The organism is Curtobacterium pusillum (assembly GCF_007673235.1).
Taxonomy (GTDB): domain Bacteria; phylum Actinomycetota; class Actinomycetes; order Actinomycetales; family Microbacteriaceae; genus Curtobacterium; species Curtobacterium pusillum_C.
In genome coordinates this window covers 417,250-433,885 of sequence record NZ_VDZH01000001.1, presented here as the reverse complement: position 1 = coordinate 433,885, position 16,636 = coordinate 417,250, and the positions used below count along the sequence as shown (strand labels likewise).

Annotated in this window: 16 protein-coding genes; 6 read left to right on the top strand and 10 right to left on the bottom strand. The window is 71.3% G+C overall.

From position 1 onward, the window contains the following. Positions 1 to 166: 166 nt before the first annotated feature. A complete protein-coding gene (helR, locus tag FS532_RS01970; protein ID WP_144749836.1) occupies positions 167 to 2,323 on the top strand; it encodes an RNA polymerase recycling motor ATPase HelR in 2,157 nt (718 codons plus the stop codon). Here the strand turns inward: helR and FS532_RS01965 are convergent. The 3 genes from FS532_RS01965 to FS532_RS01955 form a co-directional block, all read right to left on the bottom strand. Further along, positions 2,283 to 3,470 carry an MFS transporter gene (locus FS532_RS01965; protein WP_186321868.1) on the bottom strand — a complete coding sequence of 396 codons (1,188 nt, stop codon included), beginning with the start codon at positions 3,468 to 3,470 and terminating at the stop codon, positions 2,283 to 2,285. The two genes, helR and FS532_RS01965, sit on opposite strands and share 41 nt — an antisense overlap. Before the next feature lie 44 nt (positions 3,471 to 3,514). Beyond that, positions 3,515 to 4,084 carry a helix-turn-helix domain-containing protein gene (locus FS532_RS01960; protein WP_186321867.1) on the bottom strand — a complete coding sequence of 190 codons (570 nt, stop codon included), beginning with the start codon at positions 4,082 to 4,084 and terminating at the stop codon, positions 3,515 to 3,517. A 93-nt stretch (positions 4,085 to 4,177) separates the two neighbouring features. After that, positions 4,178 to 5,011, bottom strand: a complete 834-nt coding sequence (locus tag FS532_RS01955) for a helix-turn-helix transcriptional regulator (RefSeq protein ID WP_144749830.1) — start codon at positions 5,009 to 5,011, stop codon at positions 4,178 to 4,180. 102 nt (positions 5,012 to 5,113) lie between these two features. On the opposite strand from FS532_RS01955, the gene FS532_RS01950 reads away from it, so the two are divergent. Then, positions 5,114 to 5,794, top strand: coding sequence for an SDR family NAD(P)-dependent oxidoreductase (locus FS532_RS01950; protein WP_144749828.1), 681 nt, complete (start codon positions 5,114 to 5,116; stop codon positions 5,792 to 5,794). A 197-nt stretch (positions 5,795 to 5,991) separates the two neighbouring features. Here FS532_RS01950 and FS532_RS01945 read toward each other — a convergent pair whose 3' ends face one another. After that, positions 5,992 to 6,432 carry a GNAT family N-acetyltransferase gene (locus tag FS532_RS01945; RefSeq protein WP_144749826.1) on the bottom strand — a complete coding sequence of 147 codons (441 nt, stop codon included), beginning with the start codon at positions 6,430 to 6,432 and terminating at the stop codon, positions 5,992 to 5,994. Positions 6,433 to 6,511: 79 nt separating this feature from the next. Between FS532_RS01945 and FS532_RS01940 the strand changes: the two genes are divergently transcribed. Further along, entirely contained in the window at positions 6,512 to 7,543 is a 1,032-nt protein-coding gene (locus FS532_RS01940; protein ID WP_144749824.1) for an alcohol dehydrogenase catalytic domain-containing protein, read from the top strand. A 13-nt stretch (positions 7,544 to 7,556) separates the two neighbouring features. Here FS532_RS01940 and FS532_RS01935 read toward each other — a convergent pair whose 3' ends face one another. Further along, on the bottom strand, positions 7,557 to 8,273 hold the full coding sequence (locus tag FS532_RS01935; RefSeq protein ID WP_144749823.1) for a hypothetical protein: 717 nt from the start codon (positions 8,271 to 8,273) through the stop codon (positions 7,557 to 7,559). A gap of 10 nt (positions 8,274 to 8,283) precedes the next feature. Beyond that, positions 8,284 to 8,877: a dihydrofolate reductase family protein gene (locus FS532_RS01930; protein ID WP_144749821.1), complete on the bottom strand. Its 594-nt coding sequence runs from the start codon at positions 8,875 to 8,877 to the stop codon at positions 8,284 to 8,286. Positions 8,878 to 9,153: 276 nt separating this feature from the next. On the opposite strand from FS532_RS01930, the gene FS532_RS01925 reads away from it, so the two are divergent. Continuing rightward, positions 9,154 to 10,143, top strand: a complete 990-nt coding sequence (locus FS532_RS01925) for a GNAT family N-acetyltransferase (protein ID WP_144749819.1) — start codon at positions 9,154 to 9,156, stop codon at positions 10,141 to 10,143. 106 nt (positions 10,144 to 10,249) lie between these two features. Here the strand turns inward: FS532_RS01925 and FS532_RS01920 are convergent, their stop codons facing one another. Continuing rightward, positions 10,250 to 11,020, bottom strand: a complete 771-nt coding sequence (locus tag FS532_RS01920; protein ID WP_144749817.1) for a hypothetical protein — start codon at positions 11,018 to 11,020, stop codon at positions 10,250 to 10,252. 387 nt (positions 11,021 to 11,407) lie between these two features. On the opposite strand from FS532_RS01920, the gene alr reads away from it, so the two are divergent. Further along, the gene (gene alr / locus FS532_RS01915; protein ID WP_144749814.1) at positions 11,408 to 12,538 is read left to right on the top strand and encodes an alanine racemase; all 1,131 of its coding nucleotides are present in this window, start codon (positions 11,408 to 11,410) and stop codon (positions 12,536 to 12,538) included. Next, complete coding sequence (locus FS532_RS01910) at positions 12,531 to 13,514, top strand: D-alanine--D-alanine ligase family protein (RefSeq protein ID WP_222121919.1); 984 nt, start codon at positions 12,531 to 12,533, stop codon at positions 13,512 to 13,514. Before alr ends, FS532_RS01910 begins: the two co-directional genes overlap by 8 nt. 28 nt (positions 13,515 to 13,542) lie before the next feature. Here the strand turns inward: FS532_RS01910 and FS532_RS18565 are convergent, their stop codons facing one another. The 3 genes from FS532_RS18565 to FS532_RS01900 all read right to left on the bottom strand — a co-directional run bounded on the left by FS532_RS18565 (position 13,543) and on the right by FS532_RS01900 (position 16,607). Then, positions 13,543 to 13,719 (bottom strand): hypothetical protein, encoded by a 177-nt coding sequence (locus tag FS532_RS18565; protein ID WP_186321866.1) that lies wholly within the window; start codon positions 13,717 to 13,719, stop codon positions 13,543 to 13,545. Between the two features lie 122 nt (positions 13,720 to 13,841). Beyond that, positions 13,842 to 14,111, bottom strand: a complete 270-nt coding sequence (locus FS532_RS01905; RefSeq protein WP_144749812.1) for a hypothetical protein — start codon at positions 14,109 to 14,111, stop codon at positions 13,842 to 13,844. 129 nt (positions 14,112 to 14,240) lie between these two features. Further along, a complete protein-coding gene (locus FS532_RS01900; protein ID WP_144749810.1) occupies positions 14,241 to 16,607 on the bottom strand; it encodes an ATP-binding cassette domain-containing protein in 2,367 nt (788 codons plus the stop codon). Between the last annotated feature and the right edge of the window lie 29 nt (positions 16,608 to 16,636).

Sequence of the window (16,636 nt, the reverse complement as noted above, 5' to 3'; positions counted from 1 at the left end):
GCACAGCCCGCCACCGGTACCGTGACCCCGGAGATCACCTCCGGGCATCCTCCGGTTCCGCGCTGACGACGGCCCGGAGTCGGCGGTTCCCCTCCCGCCGTGACCAGAATACCGCCGGACGGGGGGCTTGCCGCAAGACCCCCGTCGTGCCCCACAATCGACCCTCGTGTCAACGCCGTACCCCGTCTTCGACCTCCCCGAACGCCTCGCCGACAAGGCCGACCCGGCCCTGATCGCCGACGACGAGCGGCACTTCGCCGCGATCGCCGACACCCTCGACGCCTCGACCACGGCGCTCACCCGACGACTCGACGAACTCCGCCGGACTCGTGCGGGCGGCGGGGAGTACGCCGTGGAGCGTGATGCCGAGGTGCGCCGGGTCACCCGTGAGCTCACGGCACTCCGGCGGTACGGGCTCGATCTGTGCATCGGTCGGATGGTGTTCGCCGGCCGTCCGGAGCCGGTGTACGTCGGGCGGTCGGGTCTGACCGACCAGGACCTCGTCCGGCTGCTGGTCGACTGGCGCTCGGCGACCGCGGAACCGTTCTTCGCGGCGTCGCACGGGGACCCTCGGGGACTCGTGAGTCGCCGCCGCTACCGCTGGCAGCGCGGCCGGGTCGTGGACTACTGGGACGAGGCGTTCACCGACGAGGGGCTCGCGCAGACCGCCGCCCTGGACGACCAGTCCGCCTTCGTCGCGAGCCTCGGCACGAGCCGGAGCCCGCGGATGCGCGACGTCCTCGGGACGATCCAGGCCGACCAGGACGCGGTGATCCGTGCGGATTCCGCCGGTGCCCTCGTGGTGGACGGCGGTCCCGGGACGGGGAAGACCGTGGTCGCCCTGCACCGCGCGGCGTACCTGCTGTACGCCGACCCGCGCGTGGCGCCACGGCACGGGGGAGTGCTCTTCGTCGGTCCGACGCACGGCCACCTCGACTACGTCGGGGACGTGCTGCCGTCGCTCGGCGAGGACGGCGTTCGTCTGGCGACCCTGACCGACCTCGTGCCCGAGGGCGCCGACCTCCCCGACGAGGCGGATCCGGACGTCGCCAGGGTCAAGGCGGGTCCCGCACTCACCCGGGCGGTCGAACGAGCGGTCGCCGGGTACGAGCGTCCGCCGGAACGCACGGTCGTGGTGGAGACGGACTGGGCGGACGTGCCGGTGACACCGGACGACTGGGCCGACGCGTTCGACGCGGTGGACCCGGGCGAACCGCACAACGCCGCGCGCTCCGACGTCTGGGAGGCGCTGGTCGAGATCGTGACCAACCGTCTGTCGGGAGCCGCTCCGCCCAGGGCGATCCGCGCCTCCGTGGACGAGAGCGACGCTCTGGGTGACGCGTTCCGACGGGCGTGGCCCCTCCTCGATCCGGACGGCGTCGTGGCGGACCTGCTCACGGCGCCGGACCACCTCGCACGGTGCGCGCCGGACCTCTCGACGGCGGATCGCGCGCTCGTGCACCGCGCCGACGCTCGCGCGTGGACCCGGTCGGACCTGCCCCTGCTCGACGCCGCCCGACGGCGCATCGGCGACCCGGCTGCCGCCGCGCGTGAACGTCGCGCCGCGACCGCCAGGGCAGCCGAGCGCGAACGGATGGACCGGGTGATCGAGGACCTCATCGCGGCGGACGACTCCGACCTCAAGCTGATGAGCATGCTGCGGGGCGCCGATGCGCGGAACAGTCTCGACGACGACACGGTGCGGCCGACCGTGGACGTCGACGCGTTCGCCGGTCCGTTCGCGCACGTGGTCGTGGACGAGGCGCAGGAGCTCACGGACGCGGAGTGGCTGATGCTGCTGCGACGCTGCCCGAGCCGGAGCTTCACGATCGTGGGCGACCGGACCCAGGCCCGCGAGCCGTTCACCGAGTCGTGGGAGGACCGGCTCGGGCGCGTCGGGTTGCGCGGGACCCGGACGTCGCAGCTCCGGATCAACTACCGCACGCCGTCCGAGGTGATGGCAGTCGCGGAACCGGTCATCCGCGCCGCGGTCCCGGACGCGAACGTCCCGACGTCGATCCGCGACTCCGGCGTGCCCGTGCACCACGGGTCCGTCGACGAACGGGACGCGATCGTGGAGGAGTGGGCCGCGACGAGCGCCGACGGCATCGCGTGCGTGATCGGCGACCCGGGGTACGTCGGGTCGGAGCGGATCCGCTCGCTCGCACCGGAGGCGACGAAGGGTCTGGAGTTCGACCTCGTCGTCCTGGTCGATCCGGAGCGGTGGCGCCCGGTCGACCGCTACGTGGCGATGACGCGGGCGACGCAGCGGTTGGTCGTCCTCAGCGACGACGGAGCAGGACGAAGGCCAGCACGGCGGTGAGGGCGTAGGCCCCCGCCTGGAGCTCGAGCAGGGGGAGCGTGCCGATCGGTCCCTGCAGCAGACCCGCCGCGGTGATCCCGATCGCCTGGCCGATCGCCTGCCCGAGGCCGAGCGCGGCGAACGCGCTGCCCCGGTGCGAGCCGTCCGTGGCGTGCTGCAGGAGGGTCGTCATGCCGGCACCCATGAACACGGCCGGCGCGCCGATGGCGGCGAAGAGCACGGCGTAGAGCGGGACGGCGTGCGACACGAACGACGCGTTCCAGCAGAGCACGGTGATGACCGTGAACGCACTCGACCCGATGAGCGCGAGCCGCAGCGCGTCGATCCTCGCGCCGAGGACGCCGAGCGCGAGGCCTGCGCCGATCGCGCCGATCGCCTGCACGCCGCGCAGCAGCCCGACGTCGGCCTCGTCGCCGCGGATCACGTCGGTCACGAAGAAGACGAACAGCACGAGGAAGAGCCCCTGCGCGATCGACGCGACGGTGTTCACCAGGACGAGGTCACGCGTCGGTCGGTCCGCGAGGGCGCGGAGGACACCCCCGGTCCTCGCCCCGTCCGCGCTCCTGTCGGCAGACGGCACCACGTCGGAACGGTGTTCTCGGGGCAGGCTGAGGACCAGCGCGGCGGCGACGACGTACGAGGCGACGTCGATCAGCGCCACGGTCGCGATCGACCCGACGGCGAGGAGCACGCCGCCGAGCGGGCCGCCGATGATCCGACCGAGGTCGTTGTTCAGCCCGACGAGTGCATTGGCCGAGTTCGCACGCTCCAGTCCCACGAGCGTCGGGAGCAGCGCGTTCTTGGCCGGCAGGAAGAAGGCGCCGAACGAGGCCTGGGCGACGATCACGCCGTACACGATCGGCAGTTCGGAGCGGTCGTGCACGAGGAGGAGCGGCAGGAGCGTCGTGGCCTGCCCGATCATCGCGACGACCATCACGAGCCGGTGCGACAGTCGGTCGGTGACCCGCGCGACGACCTGGGCGAGCAGCACCGGCGGGGCGAGCTCGAGGAGGAACGCGACCGACGTCCCGACGGCCGATCCGGTGAGCTGGAGGACGACGAGCGGGAGCGCGATGAACATCAGCCAGTCGCCGGTGTCCGAGACGAGCCCGGCGAGCCAGAGCCGTCGGAAGGCTGGCACCGCCATCGCCGACCCTGCGGGGCGGTTGCGGAGGGCAGTCGGCGCGTCGGTCATCGGTCCGCGCCGAACCCGAGCCGCGGGAACGCGCTGAGCGAGAGGTGGACGTGCTCGGCGTCGGTCGGGGTGCGCTGACGGGTCGCCTGGATGTACGGACGGACGACCGCGTCCAGGCGTTCGACGACCTCGGCGAGCTCGGACGGCGTGAGCGCGAGTCCGTAGCTGGCGTGGACGCCGACGTCGCGCCACACCTGCGGCACCGCGTCGCGGCCGCGGAGGTACTCGCGCAGCAGGTGGTGGTCGAGTTCGACGGACGCGGACAGCATCCGGTCCAGGCCGGCGAGGTCCGCCGGATCGACGCCGTCGGTGGTGAAGCCGGTGATGGTCGTGCGCCACGGCCGGGACCGGCCGTCGCCGGACGGGTCGGGTTCGACGAGCCCGTGGGACGCGAGCACCCGGAGGTGGTAGCTGCAGTTCGAGGGGGTGTCCCCGACCGCGCGGGCGCACTGCGATGCCGTCGCAGGGCCGGCGGAGGCCAGGTAGCCGAGGACGTCGAGGCGCACCGGATGGGACAGGGCGTCGAGGACGCCGGGGTCGGCCAGGTTCGGACGGTTCTCCTGCACGGCGGCTCCCTCGATCTGAAACGGTTTTTCAGATCGTACGTCCCAGCCCCAGGATCTGCAAATGTCTTTCAGGTCTCCCGTTGACGGGGATGGTCAGCGCGGCGTGAGTTCCTGCAGTCCGGTGACGCGCAACAGGTCGAGCTTCGCGGCGTCCTCCGTGCCCGGGACCGCCGTGTACACGACGATGCGGAGGTCTCCGCCGGTCACACTGAGGACGTCGCAGTCGATCTCGATCGGTCCGACCGGCGTCCGGACCGTCTTGCGGCTGGCACGGTGCTCCGCGACGCGGCCGGTGTTCCAGCGCCGTTCGAACTCGGGGGAGTCCCGCCGGAGCCGTGCGACGAGCTCGGCCAGGTCACGGTCGGCGGGGTAGCGGCCGAGCGCGGCACGGAGGTCGGCGGCGAGGTCGCTCGAGAACTCCTCCTGGTGGGTGTCGTCCCACTCGACACCGTCGTGGCCGTGCATGAAGTGCCGCCAGACCAGGTTCCGCTCGATGCCCGTGTACCGGCTCGGATCGCCGGTCATCGCCGCCCAGAGGTCGTTCCACAGAACGATGTCGTGCGTGGCCGTGAACACCGCGAGCGGGACGTCACCGAGGCGGTCGACGATCCGCTGCACGCCCGGCGTGACGTGCCGGGGCACGACCAGTCGTGACGGCGGCACGACGGAGGCGACACGGCAGAGGTGGTCGCGCTCCTCCTCGGTGAGCCGGAGCGCGGTCGCGAGCGCGCTGAGGAGCTGCGCGGAGGGGTTCGTGGCGCGCCTCTGCTCGAGGCGGACCACGTAGTCGACGCTGACCCCGGCGAGCGCAGCGAGCTCCTCGCGGCGGAGGCCGGGCGTCCGTCGTCCGGGCCCGGCCGGCAGGCCGACCTCTTCCGGACGCACCCGGTCGCGCCAGGAACGCAGCACACTCGCGAACTCGCTCATGCCCACCATCCTCGCCCCGCGCCTCCCGGCTTCCCTGGTACTGGTGGTCCCACTGTCGAGCGGTGCCTGGGGGACCCGGCCACGGGGGCGGAGAGTGGGGGCATGACAACGACACTCATCACCGGAGCCAACCGCAGTCTCGGGCTCGAGACCGTCCGCCGCCTCGTCGAGGCGGGCCACACCGTGTACGCCGGGATGCGCGACCCGTCGCGCGGCGACGAGGCGCGTGCGCTCGGCGCACACGTCGTCCAGCTGGACGTCACCGACCAGTCCTCGGTCGACCACGCGGTCGCCGAGTTGCCCGAGCTCGACGTGCTCGTCAACAACGCGGGCATCCTCGGGACGTCGTTCGGGGTCGACGACCTCGACGCCGATGCGATCGCGGCGGTGCTCGACACGAACGTGACCGGGGTGGTGCGGGTGACGCAGGCCGCGCTGCCGCTGCTGCGGGAGTCGGCGAACCCGGTGATCGTGAACGTCGCCTCCGGAGTGGGCTTCCCCCGGTGGCTGACGACCCCGGGGCGGGACGAGTACCCGGTGCCGGCGGTGCCGTACCCGGCGTCGAAGGCCGCGCTCATCGCGGTGACCGTGCAGTACGCGAAGCTCCTGCCGGGGTTCCGGGTGAACGCGAGCGACCCCGGGTACACGGCGACGGAGTTCAACGGGTTCGGCGGGCACCAGACCGTGACCGAGGGCACGGACGCCACGGTAGCGCTGGCGACGATCGGCGCGGACGGTCCCACGGGCGAGTTCCACGACCGGACGGGCGCGATCGCGTACTGACGCGGGGCGCCGCGCCGCCGCCGCGCCGCCGCCGTGTCGTCCGTCTCGTTCGTCGAGTGAGCAGGAATCGTCGGGTCTGTGGTCCGGACCCGACGGCTTCTGCTCGCTCGACGATCGGGCGGGGCGGCCTGGAGGCACGGGTCGCGTCCGGCGTGCGGGCTCGGCCCGGCCCGTGGCCGGGTCGCAGGGCGCCTGGTTCAGTCGTGGACGTCGGCGCCGAACCCCGGTCCGGGGCGCATCATCCAGCCGTCGGCATCGGGGAGCGGGCGGAAGCCGAACCGTTCGTACAGTCCGTGGGCGTCGGCGGTGAAGAGCGCGAACCGCTTGAGCCCGAGCGGCTCGATCGCCTCGGTCACACCCTCCACCAGGGCGACACCTACACCGCGGCCGCGCGAGTCCGGATCGACGAAGACGTCGGCAAGCCAGCCGAACGTGACGCCGTCGGTGATCACCCGCGCGTAGCCGAGCTGCTGGCCGGTGGCCTCGTCGTAGACGCCGAAGTTCCGGGAACCGGCGATGATCGCCTGCTGCGTGGCGAGGTCCCGCCCGCGGGCCCAGTAGGACTCCTCGCTCAGCCATCGGTGGACACGGGCGACGTCGAGGTCGTCGGGGTCGGCGGAGAATCGCAGTCCGTTCATCCAGCCAGTGAACCGGCGGACGGGCGACGCGCGCAACGGCCGATCCGCCTCCCGTGGCCCGGCCTGCGACGATGGTCGGATGCGCGCAGTCCAGTACGACGAGTTCGGTTCCGTCCCCACGATCGTCGAGGTCCCGGACCCGATCGCACCAGAGGACGGCGTGGTCGTCCGGGTCGCCGCGACGGGGGTGTGCCGGAGCGACTGGCACGCCTGGAAGGGTCACGACGACTCCGTGGTGCTCCCGCACGTCCCCGGGCACGAGTTCGCCGGCGTCGTGGCGTCCGTCGGTTCCGGCGTCACGGGGTTCACCGTGGGGGACCGGGTCACCGCCCCGTTCGTCTTCGCGTGCGGCGAGTGCGAGCAGTGCCTGGACGGTGCGACCCAGGTCTGCACCCGGCAGGAGCAGCCCGGCTTCACGCTGCCGGGTTCGTACGCCGAGGCCGTGGTGGTCCCGCACGCCGACGTGAACCTGGTGGCGCTACCCGACGCCGTCGGGTTCGCCGAGGCCGCCGGACTCGGTTGCCGCTTCGGGACCGCGTACCACGCGCTGCACGCCCGGGGGCGAGTGGCCGCAGGGGAGTGGGGCGTCGTGTTCGGCTGCGGGGGAGTCGGGCTGTCCACCGTCCTCGTCGCGGTCGCCGCCGGGGCGAACGTCGTCGCGGTGGACGTCTCACCGGCCGCACTCGCGCGCGCCGAAGCCCTCGGCGCAGTCGCGGTGCCGATGGACGAGGTCGTCCGAGACACCGTCCGGGGCATCACCGGTGGCGGAGCCCACGTGTCCGTGGACGCGTTCGGGAGCCGTGCGACCTCGGTCGCTGCGGTGGCGTCGCTCCGGCCGCGCGGGCGACACGTCCAGGTCGGGCTGCTGCTCGACGACGAGGCAGCCCCGGCCATCCCGATGGGCCGTGTGATCGGGGACGAGCTGGAACTGCTCGGCAGTCACGGGATCTCGGTGGGGGAGTACGCGGCGATGCTCGACGACGTCGTGGCCGGACGACTCCGCCCGGCCGAGTCGATCGGGCGCACGATCGGGTTCGACGAGCTGCCCGAGGCGATCCTGGCTATGGACCGGCCGGCGACCTCCGCCGGCATGACGGTCGCGGTGTTCTGATCGTCGGCTGCGCTCAGCCGGCGCTTCGGAACGCTCGGACGTCCTCGACGATCTGCTCCAGCGACCGTGGTGTGTCGCCCGGCCAGTGCGGCGCTCGGTCGGCTTCGGCGCGCAGCCACTCGACCACGGCCACCCGGAGCGAGTCGGACGCCTCGCGGAGGTCGTGCCCGTACTGCAGGAGGAGCTGGTCGTCGTTCCACGGGACGTCGACGCCGATCGTGTCGAGCGGGTGCGTCGGCCGCTCCGGAAGGTCCTCCCACTCGGCCAGGGTCATCTCCACGGGAGCCCCGTCGGGCGAGGGAACGGGCGTTCCCAGGACTGCGTCCGGATTCGTGAAGGCTTCTCGACCCTCGACCAGGACGCGCTCGATGGTCGTCGACACCGGGAGACCCGCGAGGTCGAACCTGGCCGCGTCCTTGAACCAGCGGTCCGCCGATTCGTACACGGCCACTGCCGCACGGACGACGCGCTGATCGGCGACCTCGGCCACCGACTCGGCATCAGTGCGCATCGTGATGAACGCTGACGAGTAGCCCAGCGCGCTCATGAGGTCGGACGCCTCGTCGCGCAGGATCGGGCGTGTGCCGTCCTCGACCGCGGCGACGACGTCCTCGTCCCACGGCCAGCCGCGCAGGCGCATCCGGAACGCCACCGTCGCTTGGTCCAGGTGGAGGAGTTCCTGGCGCACCCGTCGGAGGTTCCGGCCGATCTGCTCGTCGTAGGATCCCATGCCGGGAACGCTAGCGCCCGGGTCGGTACACGTCCGCCTTCGCGCCGCCCTCGAACACCGTCGAGCTGACCAGCGTCAGGTCCAGTTCGTCCTGCAGTCCCGAGAAGATGCCGTCGCCGCTACCGAGCACCACGGGCAGGACCACCAGGCGGTACTCGTCGACGAGCCCGGCGGTCACCAGGCTCCGGCAGAAGTCCGTCCCGCCCTGTGCGAGCACGTCCGCGCCGTCGTCGGCACGCAGGCGCTCGATCTCGCTCGCCAGGTCGCCGTTCGCCACCCGGGCGCCGGTCCACGTCGCCGCGGCGGGGGAGTTCGCCCCGCCCACGTCGACCGTCGACGGGTCGAAGGAAGCCTGACGTGTGAACACGACCTTCGGGATGGTGTTCATCGCCCCGGCGACAGGTGTCGTGGCGTTCGCCCAGAATCCCGCGATCGACTCGAACGAGCGCCGACCGAAGGCGTGCACGCCGGCGCTCGACACCGTGTCGAGCACCCAGGCCGCCGAGTCCGGATTGGCGGCGCGGAACATCCAGTCGGACTCAGCGCGAGGTCCGGCGACGTAGCCGTCGAGCGACATCGACATCTTCAGGACGAGTTTCCGCATCGGGCACCGCCGGTTCCGAGCACCGCGCAGTGCTCACGACGGCGATGCTAGAGGGGAGCGGCGCAGACCACCAGAGTACGGGCCCAGGCGGCCCGAGTTGACATAATATGCATTATCGGCACACACCCGACAGTCCGGAACCACGGAAACCGCAGCTCCGAACGGGAAGCCGCAATCTTCACGCCGGCAGCAGAGCGACGCGGCGGGCCCTGGTTAGGCTCACGGCGCAGCGCACCGGAGCACCGTGCAACGACGCGCTCCGGACAGGAGACCACCGTGGGCGCACCGATCCGCTTCACCACGACGAGCGATCCTCGAGAATGGAACGCCCTCGTCGCGACGAGCCCCGGCGCGACCGGCTTCCACGACTGGTCGTGGTTGCAGCTGCAGTCGGAGATCTTCGGCTGGCGGTTCATCCCCCTGGTGGTCTCGCACGGCGGCACCCCGATCGGTGTCTTCCCGCTCCTGCTCCACCCGGGAGCCATCCCACGACCGGTCGATCCGCCGTTCCCGTTCGTCGGCCCGCTCGTCTCCGAGGAACACCTGTTCGACACCCTGCGCGCGTTCCGCTCCTGGCAGCTCCGCCACGGCGTGCCGATCGCCCGGTTCGACCTCAGTCCCGTGATGACACCATCCGACGCCGAACTGCAGCGCTCGGGTGCCGAGTGTTCGGTCGACCGGACCTACGTCGTCGACCTGGCCGGGGTCTCGCCCGAGCAACTCGTCGCCGGCATGAACCGCAATGCCCGGCGGTCGCTGCGCGACGCGGAGCGCAACGCCGTGGAGGTCCGACCCGCGGCCCCCGGCGAGACCACGACGTTCCTCCCCCGCATCCTCAGCGAGTCGTACGAGGTCCGCGGCGTGCCGTCACCCTACCCGGAGGAGATCGGCGCCCGGATCGAGCAGTGGGCAACCGACCGAGACGACGTCTACATCGGCGCAGCGGTCGTCGCCGGCGAGACCTCCGGCGTGATCGTGGCACTGGGCAGCCAGCCCGTGGTCTCCGTCTGGGCCGGCGGCACACTGCGCGAACACCGCTCAGCGAACCCGAGCACGTCGCTGTACCACGACGTCCTCCGTTGGTCGCTCGACCGCGGGCACACCGCCGCGGACCTCGTCGGCCGCGTCGACGACGGCATCGCGCGGTTCAAGACGGCGCTCGGTGCGACCGAGCGCTCCTACGCGACGATCACCTCGTCTCCCCTGCCGCGCGCTGCGCGGACCGCCGCCGTCTCGCTCTGGCAGCGCACGCAGCGACGTTCCTGACGGGCGCGATCGAGGCCCTGGCCTGGAGGCGCGGATCACCCGCGCCGGTCTGCTCACGTGATCCGCGCCTCCAGTCCGACAGCCTGATGCGCCGACGGCGGACGCGTCACCGCGAGATCGAGCGCGCCGCGATCGCGATGACCGGCTCCCACGGTCGGACCACAGCTCCCTGCAGAGCGACCTTCCACGGCGAGTAGATGGCCCCGTTCGTTCCGGACTGCCCCGCGAAACGCGGCCGGCGAGGGAATCTCGACACCGACACACGACCGAGGGTCCGGGCATGACGCACGCGTGCCGCCACGGTGTGCTCGATCTCGATCCTCCTGTCGTAGTCGACATCAGCAGCTGCCGGCAAGAGCACATCTCGCCAGACGGCCACAGATGCACCGAGCACGCGCGTGTCCGAATGCGAGCCGTCGATACGTGTCCGTAGGCGAACCCCGTTCGGTTCAAGCCGTCCGAAGACTGCCTTCGGGTTCGTGACCGTGAGACGGCCGGTCACCTTGTAGACCGTATCGTCAGCATGGAAGCCGACGGTCTCGAGCGCGAAGCGGATGGCCTGCCATTCGATGTACCCGATCCCCCTGCCGATGACAGCAGCCGAAGGCTCGTAGTTGACGAACGTGATCCTTCCTTGATCACTGGCGTCGACAGCGGCGAGGAACGCTGCTCGCTCGAACCCACTGGTCTCCACGATGGCAATGTGCGCGTCCTGCTCCCGGGCCACCTCGACCCATGACCGGAGCGCCTCCTGGTACTGGCGCAGCCTGACGCTCGGATCGACGACCGCCAGCTTCTTCGTGAGGTTGGGCCGCACGGTGGCGGTCAAGAGGAACCATAGGCGGTCCTGTGACAAGGGGAGCTCCTTCTGTTTCATCGGGTCGAAGAGTGTACATTCAGTATGCAATATGTATGTTGGAATGTCCAATGTTTGCATATTGCGATGTTGTCAGTGGGGTCAACTTGCGCGATCGCGTACGCACTGGGCGCCATCGGCAGCGACACCCGGTTCACCGAGGGAATGCCGGAGGTCAGAAGATGCTGGTAGATGACCGCAGCGGCGCACCGTCCGTCTGGGAGGCACGGGTCGCACAGGACGGCCGGCTCACGTGATGCGCGCCTGCAGGCCGACAGCCCTCATCCGCGGGACTTGACCGACATCGGTCGCGCGGCGAGCCGCGTCGTCCGTGCGGCCGATGCGGCCGCCGGTCGACGACGGCAGGCTCGTACTCTGCATCCCAGTCGCAGCGCCCGAGGAGGCCCCATGTCGTCATCAGCCCCGCAGCTCGTCGTCCACGACGACGCGGTCCGCGCCAACACGGCCGTCTTCACCGCGCGCACGGGCGGCCGGGTGATGGCGGTCCTGAAGGCCGACGGGTTCGGACACGGCGCGATCGCCGAGTCGGTCGTCGCGGCCGGCGCGACCTCGATCGGCGTGACCACCATCGACGAGGCGCTCGCGATCCGTGCGCACGTCAGCGATGTCCCGGTCCTGTGCTGGCTGAACCCCGTGGACGCCGACTTCGACGCCGCACTGCACTCCGGGGTCGACGTGGCCGTGTCCGGGCCGGAGCTGCTCAGCGCGGTGAGCCGTGCCGCCGCGCGGACCGGTCGCCGTGCGCGTGTGCACCTGCACGCCGATGTCGGCATGGCCCGAGACGGTGCGGCGCCGACGACCTGGCAGGCACTCTGCACGGCGGCACGCGAGCTGGAGGCCGCGGGCATCATCCGCGTCGTCGGGGTCATGGGGCACATGTCCTGCGCGGACCGACCCGGTGATCCGCAGAACGTCCGCGAGCAGCTCCTGTTCGCGAACGCCGTCCGCACCGCCCGACGACGCGGGCTCTCGGGGTTCGTCACGCACCTCGCCGCCACCGCGGCCACGGTCACCGGTGTCGGCGACGGGTACGACGTGCACCGCATCGGGGCGGGCCTCTTCGGCATCGACCCGTCCGGGACGTCGACGGACCTGGAGCCGACGCTCTCGCTCACCGCGCCCGTCGTCGGCACCCGGTCGGTCGACGCCGGAACGGGCATCGGGTACGGACTCGACCACGTGGCGGACCGCCGGACGAACCTGGCGCTGCTCCCCCTCGGCTTCGGCGACGGACTCCCCCGTGCTGCCTCGGAGCGCGCGGAGGTCCTGGTGCGCGGACGCCGACGGCCACTGGTCGGACGGTTCTCGATGGACATGGTCGTCGTCGACACCGGAGACGACCGGCTGGCCCTCGGTGAGACCGTGACGCTCTTCGGCCGCGGGCACGACGGCGGACCGACGGTCCGGGACTGGGCTGGCTGGTCGGACACCATCGAGCACGAGATCGTCACCCGGATCGGCAGCCGAGTCGCCCGGGTCCACCGCACCACCACGACCCCGGAGGCCGTCGTTGCCTGAACCCACCGCTCCCCTGCACCCTCCGACGCGTGTCGCCGTCATCGGCGGCGGGGCGAACGACGAGCACGAGGTGTCGCTCGCGTCCGCCGCCGCCGTCACCCGCGCGGTCCGAACCCTCGGCCTCGACGCGGTCCCGCTCACCATCGACCGGGCGGGACGCTGGCGGCACACCGACGGCGCCGCGCTGACGCCGAGCGCGGCGGTCGCCCTGCTCACCACCTGTGACGCGGCGTTCCCGGCACTCCACGGTGTGCACGGTGAGGACGGTGCCGCCGCCGGCCTGCTCGGCATGATCGGTGTCCCGGTCGTCGGCTCTCCCGTCCGGGCCGGCGCGCTCGGGATCGACAAGTGGGTCACGAAGACCGTCGCCGAGGCGGTCGGGATCCGCACGGCACCCGCCGTGCTGCTGCGACGAGCCGATGCCATCGACGCGCTCCCGCTCGACCCGCCGTTCGTGGTGAAGCCGACGACGGGCGGCTCGAGCAACGGCGTCTCCGTCGTCCGGCAGGCCGACGAGTACGCGGCCGCGGTCGAACTGGCACGGGAGGCCAGCGACGACGTCCTCGCCGAGTCGTTCGTCACCGGGCGCGAGGTCGACATCGCCGTCCTCCGCGATCGGTCCGGGGCACTCCGGTCCGGAGCGACCCTGGAGATTGGCGTCGCCGACGGTGCGGTGTTCGGCCGTGCCGAGAAGTACGACGGCTCGGCGCAGTTCACGGTGCCGGCTCGGATCTCCGAAGGTCAGCACGCCGCGATCGAGCAGGCGGCGCGGACGTTGTACGACACGATCGGGTGCGCCGGGGTCGCGCGGTTCGACTTCTTCGTCACCGACGACGGCGTCGTCCTCAACGAGGTGAACACGTCACCGGGATTCACCGAGCAGTCGCAGGTGCCGAGGATGTTCGCGGCGGTCGGACTGCCCTACGTCGATCTCGTCCGGGCACTCGTGGAGGCCACGTTCCGAGACGACGACTGACCCCGCCGAGCGTCCGGCGAGCGAGCGCTCAGGACTCGGAGTCGGCCTTCGGGTCCTCGCCGTCGACGGGCACGTCGTCCGCGTCGATCTCGAGCGCGGCCTGTTCGTCGTCACGTTCCTCCAGGACCTCGCGGTCCGTGTCGGGCTGCTCCGGCGCCTCGCTCTGGGTGGTCTCTTCGGCTGGGTCTGGCTGGCTGTAGCTCATGCGCGGGACGGTACGCGGGTCAGCCTGGGTGTGCGTGGACGGGCCCACGACGCGGCGAGACGCGCCGGCATCACTGCCGGCCAGCCTCGCTGACGTTCGCCAACTCACATGACGTCGGCGACTCACATGGTGTTGGCGACGATCATCGCGCCGATGATCCAGTTGGCGATCGCTGCCACGATCGCGATGGCGCTGATGATGATGCCGCCGAGCAGGACGCCACGGCTGCCGGCGCCACGGTTGCGCGCCACGAGAGCGAGCACCAGGCCGACGATGCCCAGGATCAGGCCGATGATGGGGATGAAGAACGCCAGCACGAGCCCGACGATGCCGAGGACGAGTCCGGCGATCGCGAGTCCGCTGTTGGAACTGCGTGCAACGGGTGTGGTCATGGTGGTGCCTCCTCGATGAGGGCGCCCGCCCGGCGGGTACCGGGTGACTCGACGCCGAAGCAGACGGTAGTCCGATGCCGTGAGTTCGGCTCAGGTGATCCGTACCCCGATCCCGGTCCCCGCGACGGTTCAGGCTCCCACGTAGGCCGCCAGGTGCTCTCCCGTCAGCGTGGACCGTGCCGCGACCAGCTCGGCCGGCGTCCCCTCGAAGACGATGCGCCCACCGTCGTGTCCGGCACCCGGTCCGAGGTCGATGAGCCAGTCGGCGTGGGCCATCACGGCCTGGTGGTGCTCGATCACGACGACCGAGCGTCCGGCCTCGACCATCCGGTCGAGCAGCCCGAGCAGCTGCGCGACGTCCGCCAGGTGCAAGCCGGTCGTCGGCTCGTCGAGGACGATCACACCGCCGGGCTCGCCGAGGCGCGTCGCGAGCTTGAGTCGCTGCCGTTCACCGCCGGAGAGCGTCGTCAGGGGCTGCCCGATCGTCAGGTACCCGAGCCCGACGTCGACCAGGCGCGAGAGGATCGCGTGCGCCGCCGGGATCCTCGACTCCCCCGCTGCGAAGAACTGCTCGGCGTCGGCGACGGGCATCGCGAGGACCTCGCTGATGTCCTTCCCGCCCAGGTGGTACTCGAGCACCGACTGGTCGAAGCGCTTGCCGTCGCACTCGGTGCAGGGGGTGGCGATCCCGGCCATCATGCCGAGGTCGGTGTAGATCACGCCGGCGCCGTTGCACGCCGGGCAGGCACCCTCGGAGTTGGCGCTGAACAGGGCGGGCTTCACGCCGTTGGCCTTCGCGAACGCCTTGCGGATCGGTTCGAGGAGCCCGGTGTAGGTCGCCGGGTTGCTACGGCGCGAGCCCCGGATCGCGCCCTGGTCGATCGCGACGACGCCCTCGAGCGGGGAGAGCGAACCGTGGATGAGCGTGCTCTTGCCCGACCCGGCGACACCCGTGACGACGGTGAGCACCCCGGTCGGGACGTCGACGTCGATGCCCTGGAGGTTGTGCGCCGACGCGCCGCGGATCTCGATGACCCCGGTGCGCTCCCGCACGGCGGACTTCACCGTGACACGGTCGTCGAGGTGCTTGCCGGTGACGGTGTCACTTCCCCGGAGGCCCTCGACCGGCCCCTCGTAGCAGAGGGACCCGCCGTTCGTGCCGGCCCCGGGACCGAGGTCGACCACGTGGTCCGCGATCGCGATGACCTCGGGCTTGTGCTCCACCACGAGCACGGTGTTCCCCTTGTCACGGAGGCGCAGCAGCAGCCCGTTCATCCGCTCGATGTCGTGCGGGTGGAGGCCGGTGCTCGGCTCGTCGAAGACGTACGTGACGTCGCTCAGGGACGATCCGAGGTGCTTCACCATCTTCACGCGCTGTCCCTCGCCGCCGGAGAGCGTGCCGGTGGGGCGGTCGAGCGACAGGTACCCGAGCCCGATCTCGACGAAGGAGTCCACGGCGTCGCGGAGCCCGTCGAGCAGCGGGCCCACGCTCGGTTCGTCGAGTGCGTGCAGCCAGGTCGCCAGGTCGGTGATCTGCATGGTGCAGACGTCGGCGATGCTCTTGCCCGCGATCTTCGACGAGCGAGCGACATCGTTCAGCCGGGTGCCGGCACAGGCCGGGCAGGTCGTGAAGGTGACCGCGCGGTCGACGAAGGCACGGATGTGCGGCTGCATCGCTTCGCGGTCCTTCTGCAGGAACGACCGTCGGACCCGCGGCACCAGCCCCTCGTACGTCATGTTGATCCCGGCGATCTTCTGCTTCGTCGGCTCGCGGTACAGGAAGTCCTGGCGCTCCTGCTCGGTGAAGTCGCGGATCGGGGTGTCCTTGTCGAAGTACCCGGACTCGGCGAACATCCGCACGTTCCAGCCGTCCGTGCCGTACCCGGGGATGGTGATCGCCCCGTCGGCGAGTGCCTTGCTGTCGTCGAACAGCTGAGTGAGGTCGATGTCGGTGACGGAGCCGCGCCCCTCGCAGTCCGCGCACATGCCGCCCAACCGGGAGAACGAGACCTTCTCGGCCTTGGCGTCCTTGCCCTTCTGCACGGTGATCGCCCCACCAGCAGTCACGGTCGCGAGGTTGAACGAGAACGCGTTCGGGCCACCCACGTGCGGCGTGCCGAGGCGGCTGAAGAGCACGCGGAGCATCGCATTCGCGTCGGTCACGGTGCCGACGGTGGAGCGGGGATCCGCACCGATGCGCTCCTGGTCGACGACGATCGCCGTGGTGAGGCCGTCGAGCACGTCGACGTCGGGCCGCGCCAACGACGGCATGAACCCCTGCAGGAACGCGCTGTACGTCTCGTTGATCATCCGCTGCGACTCGGCGGCGATCGTCGCGAACACGAGCGAGCTCTTCCCCGAGCCGGACACCCCCGTGAAGACCGTCAGCCGGCGCTTCGGGAGGTCGACGTCGACGTCCCGCAGGGTGTTCTCCCGCGCACCCCGGACCCGGATGCGGTCGCGGCTGTCCGCGGCGTGCTCGGCAGTGGTATGCATGTCGATCAGGGTACCGGTGGGCACCGACG

Excerpts from the sequence above, each read along its gene's own strand:
- FS532_RS01965 (WP_186321868.1), bottom strand. The coding sequence starts at position 3,470 with ATGGCGGTGCCAGCCTTCCGACGGCTCTGGCTCGCCGGGCTCGTCTCG.
- FS532_RS01930 (WP_144749821.1), bottom strand. The coding sequence starts at position 8,877 with ATGCGGAAACTCGTCCTGAAGATGTCGATGTCGCTCGACGGCTACGTC.
- FS532_RS01945 (WP_144749826.1), bottom strand. The coding sequence starts at position 6,432 with ATGAACGGACTGCGATTCTCCGCCGACCCCGACGACCTCGACGTCGCC.
- FS532_RS01955 (WP_144749830.1), bottom strand. The coding sequence starts at position 5,011 with ATGAGCGAGTTCGCGAGTGTGCTGCGTTCCTGGCGCGACCGGGTGCGT.
- FS532_RS01950 (WP_144749828.1), top strand. The coding sequence starts at position 5,114 with ATGACAACGACACTCATCACCGGAGCCAACCGCAGTCTCGGGCTCGAG.
- FS532_RS18565 (WP_186321866.1), bottom strand. The coding sequence starts at position 13,719 with ATGAGCTACAGCCAGCCAGACCCAGCCGAAGAGACCACCCAGAGCGAG.
- FS532_RS01905 (WP_144749812.1), bottom strand. The coding sequence starts at position 14,111 with ATGACCACACCCGTTGCACGCAGTTCCAACAGCGGACTCGCGATCGCC.
- alr (WP_144749814.1), top strand. The coding sequence starts at position 11,408 with ATGTCGTCATCAGCCCCGCAGCTCGTCGTCCACGACGACGCGGTCCGC.
- FS532_RS01900 (WP_144749810.1), bottom strand. The coding sequence starts at position 16,607 with ATGCATACCACTGCCGAGCACGCCGCGGACAGCCGCGACCGCATCCGG.
- FS532_RS01940 (WP_144749824.1), top strand. The coding sequence starts at position 6,512 with ATGCGCGCAGTCCAGTACGACGAGTTCGGTTCCGTCCCCACGATCGTC.
- FS532_RS01920 (WP_144749817.1), bottom strand. The coding sequence starts at position 11,020 with ATGAAACAGAAGGAGCTCCCCTTGTCACAGGACCGCCTATGGTTCCTC.
- FS532_RS01935 (WP_144749823.1), bottom strand. The coding sequence starts at position 8,273 with ATGGGATCCTACGACGAGCAGATCGGCCGGAACCTCCGACGGGTGCGC.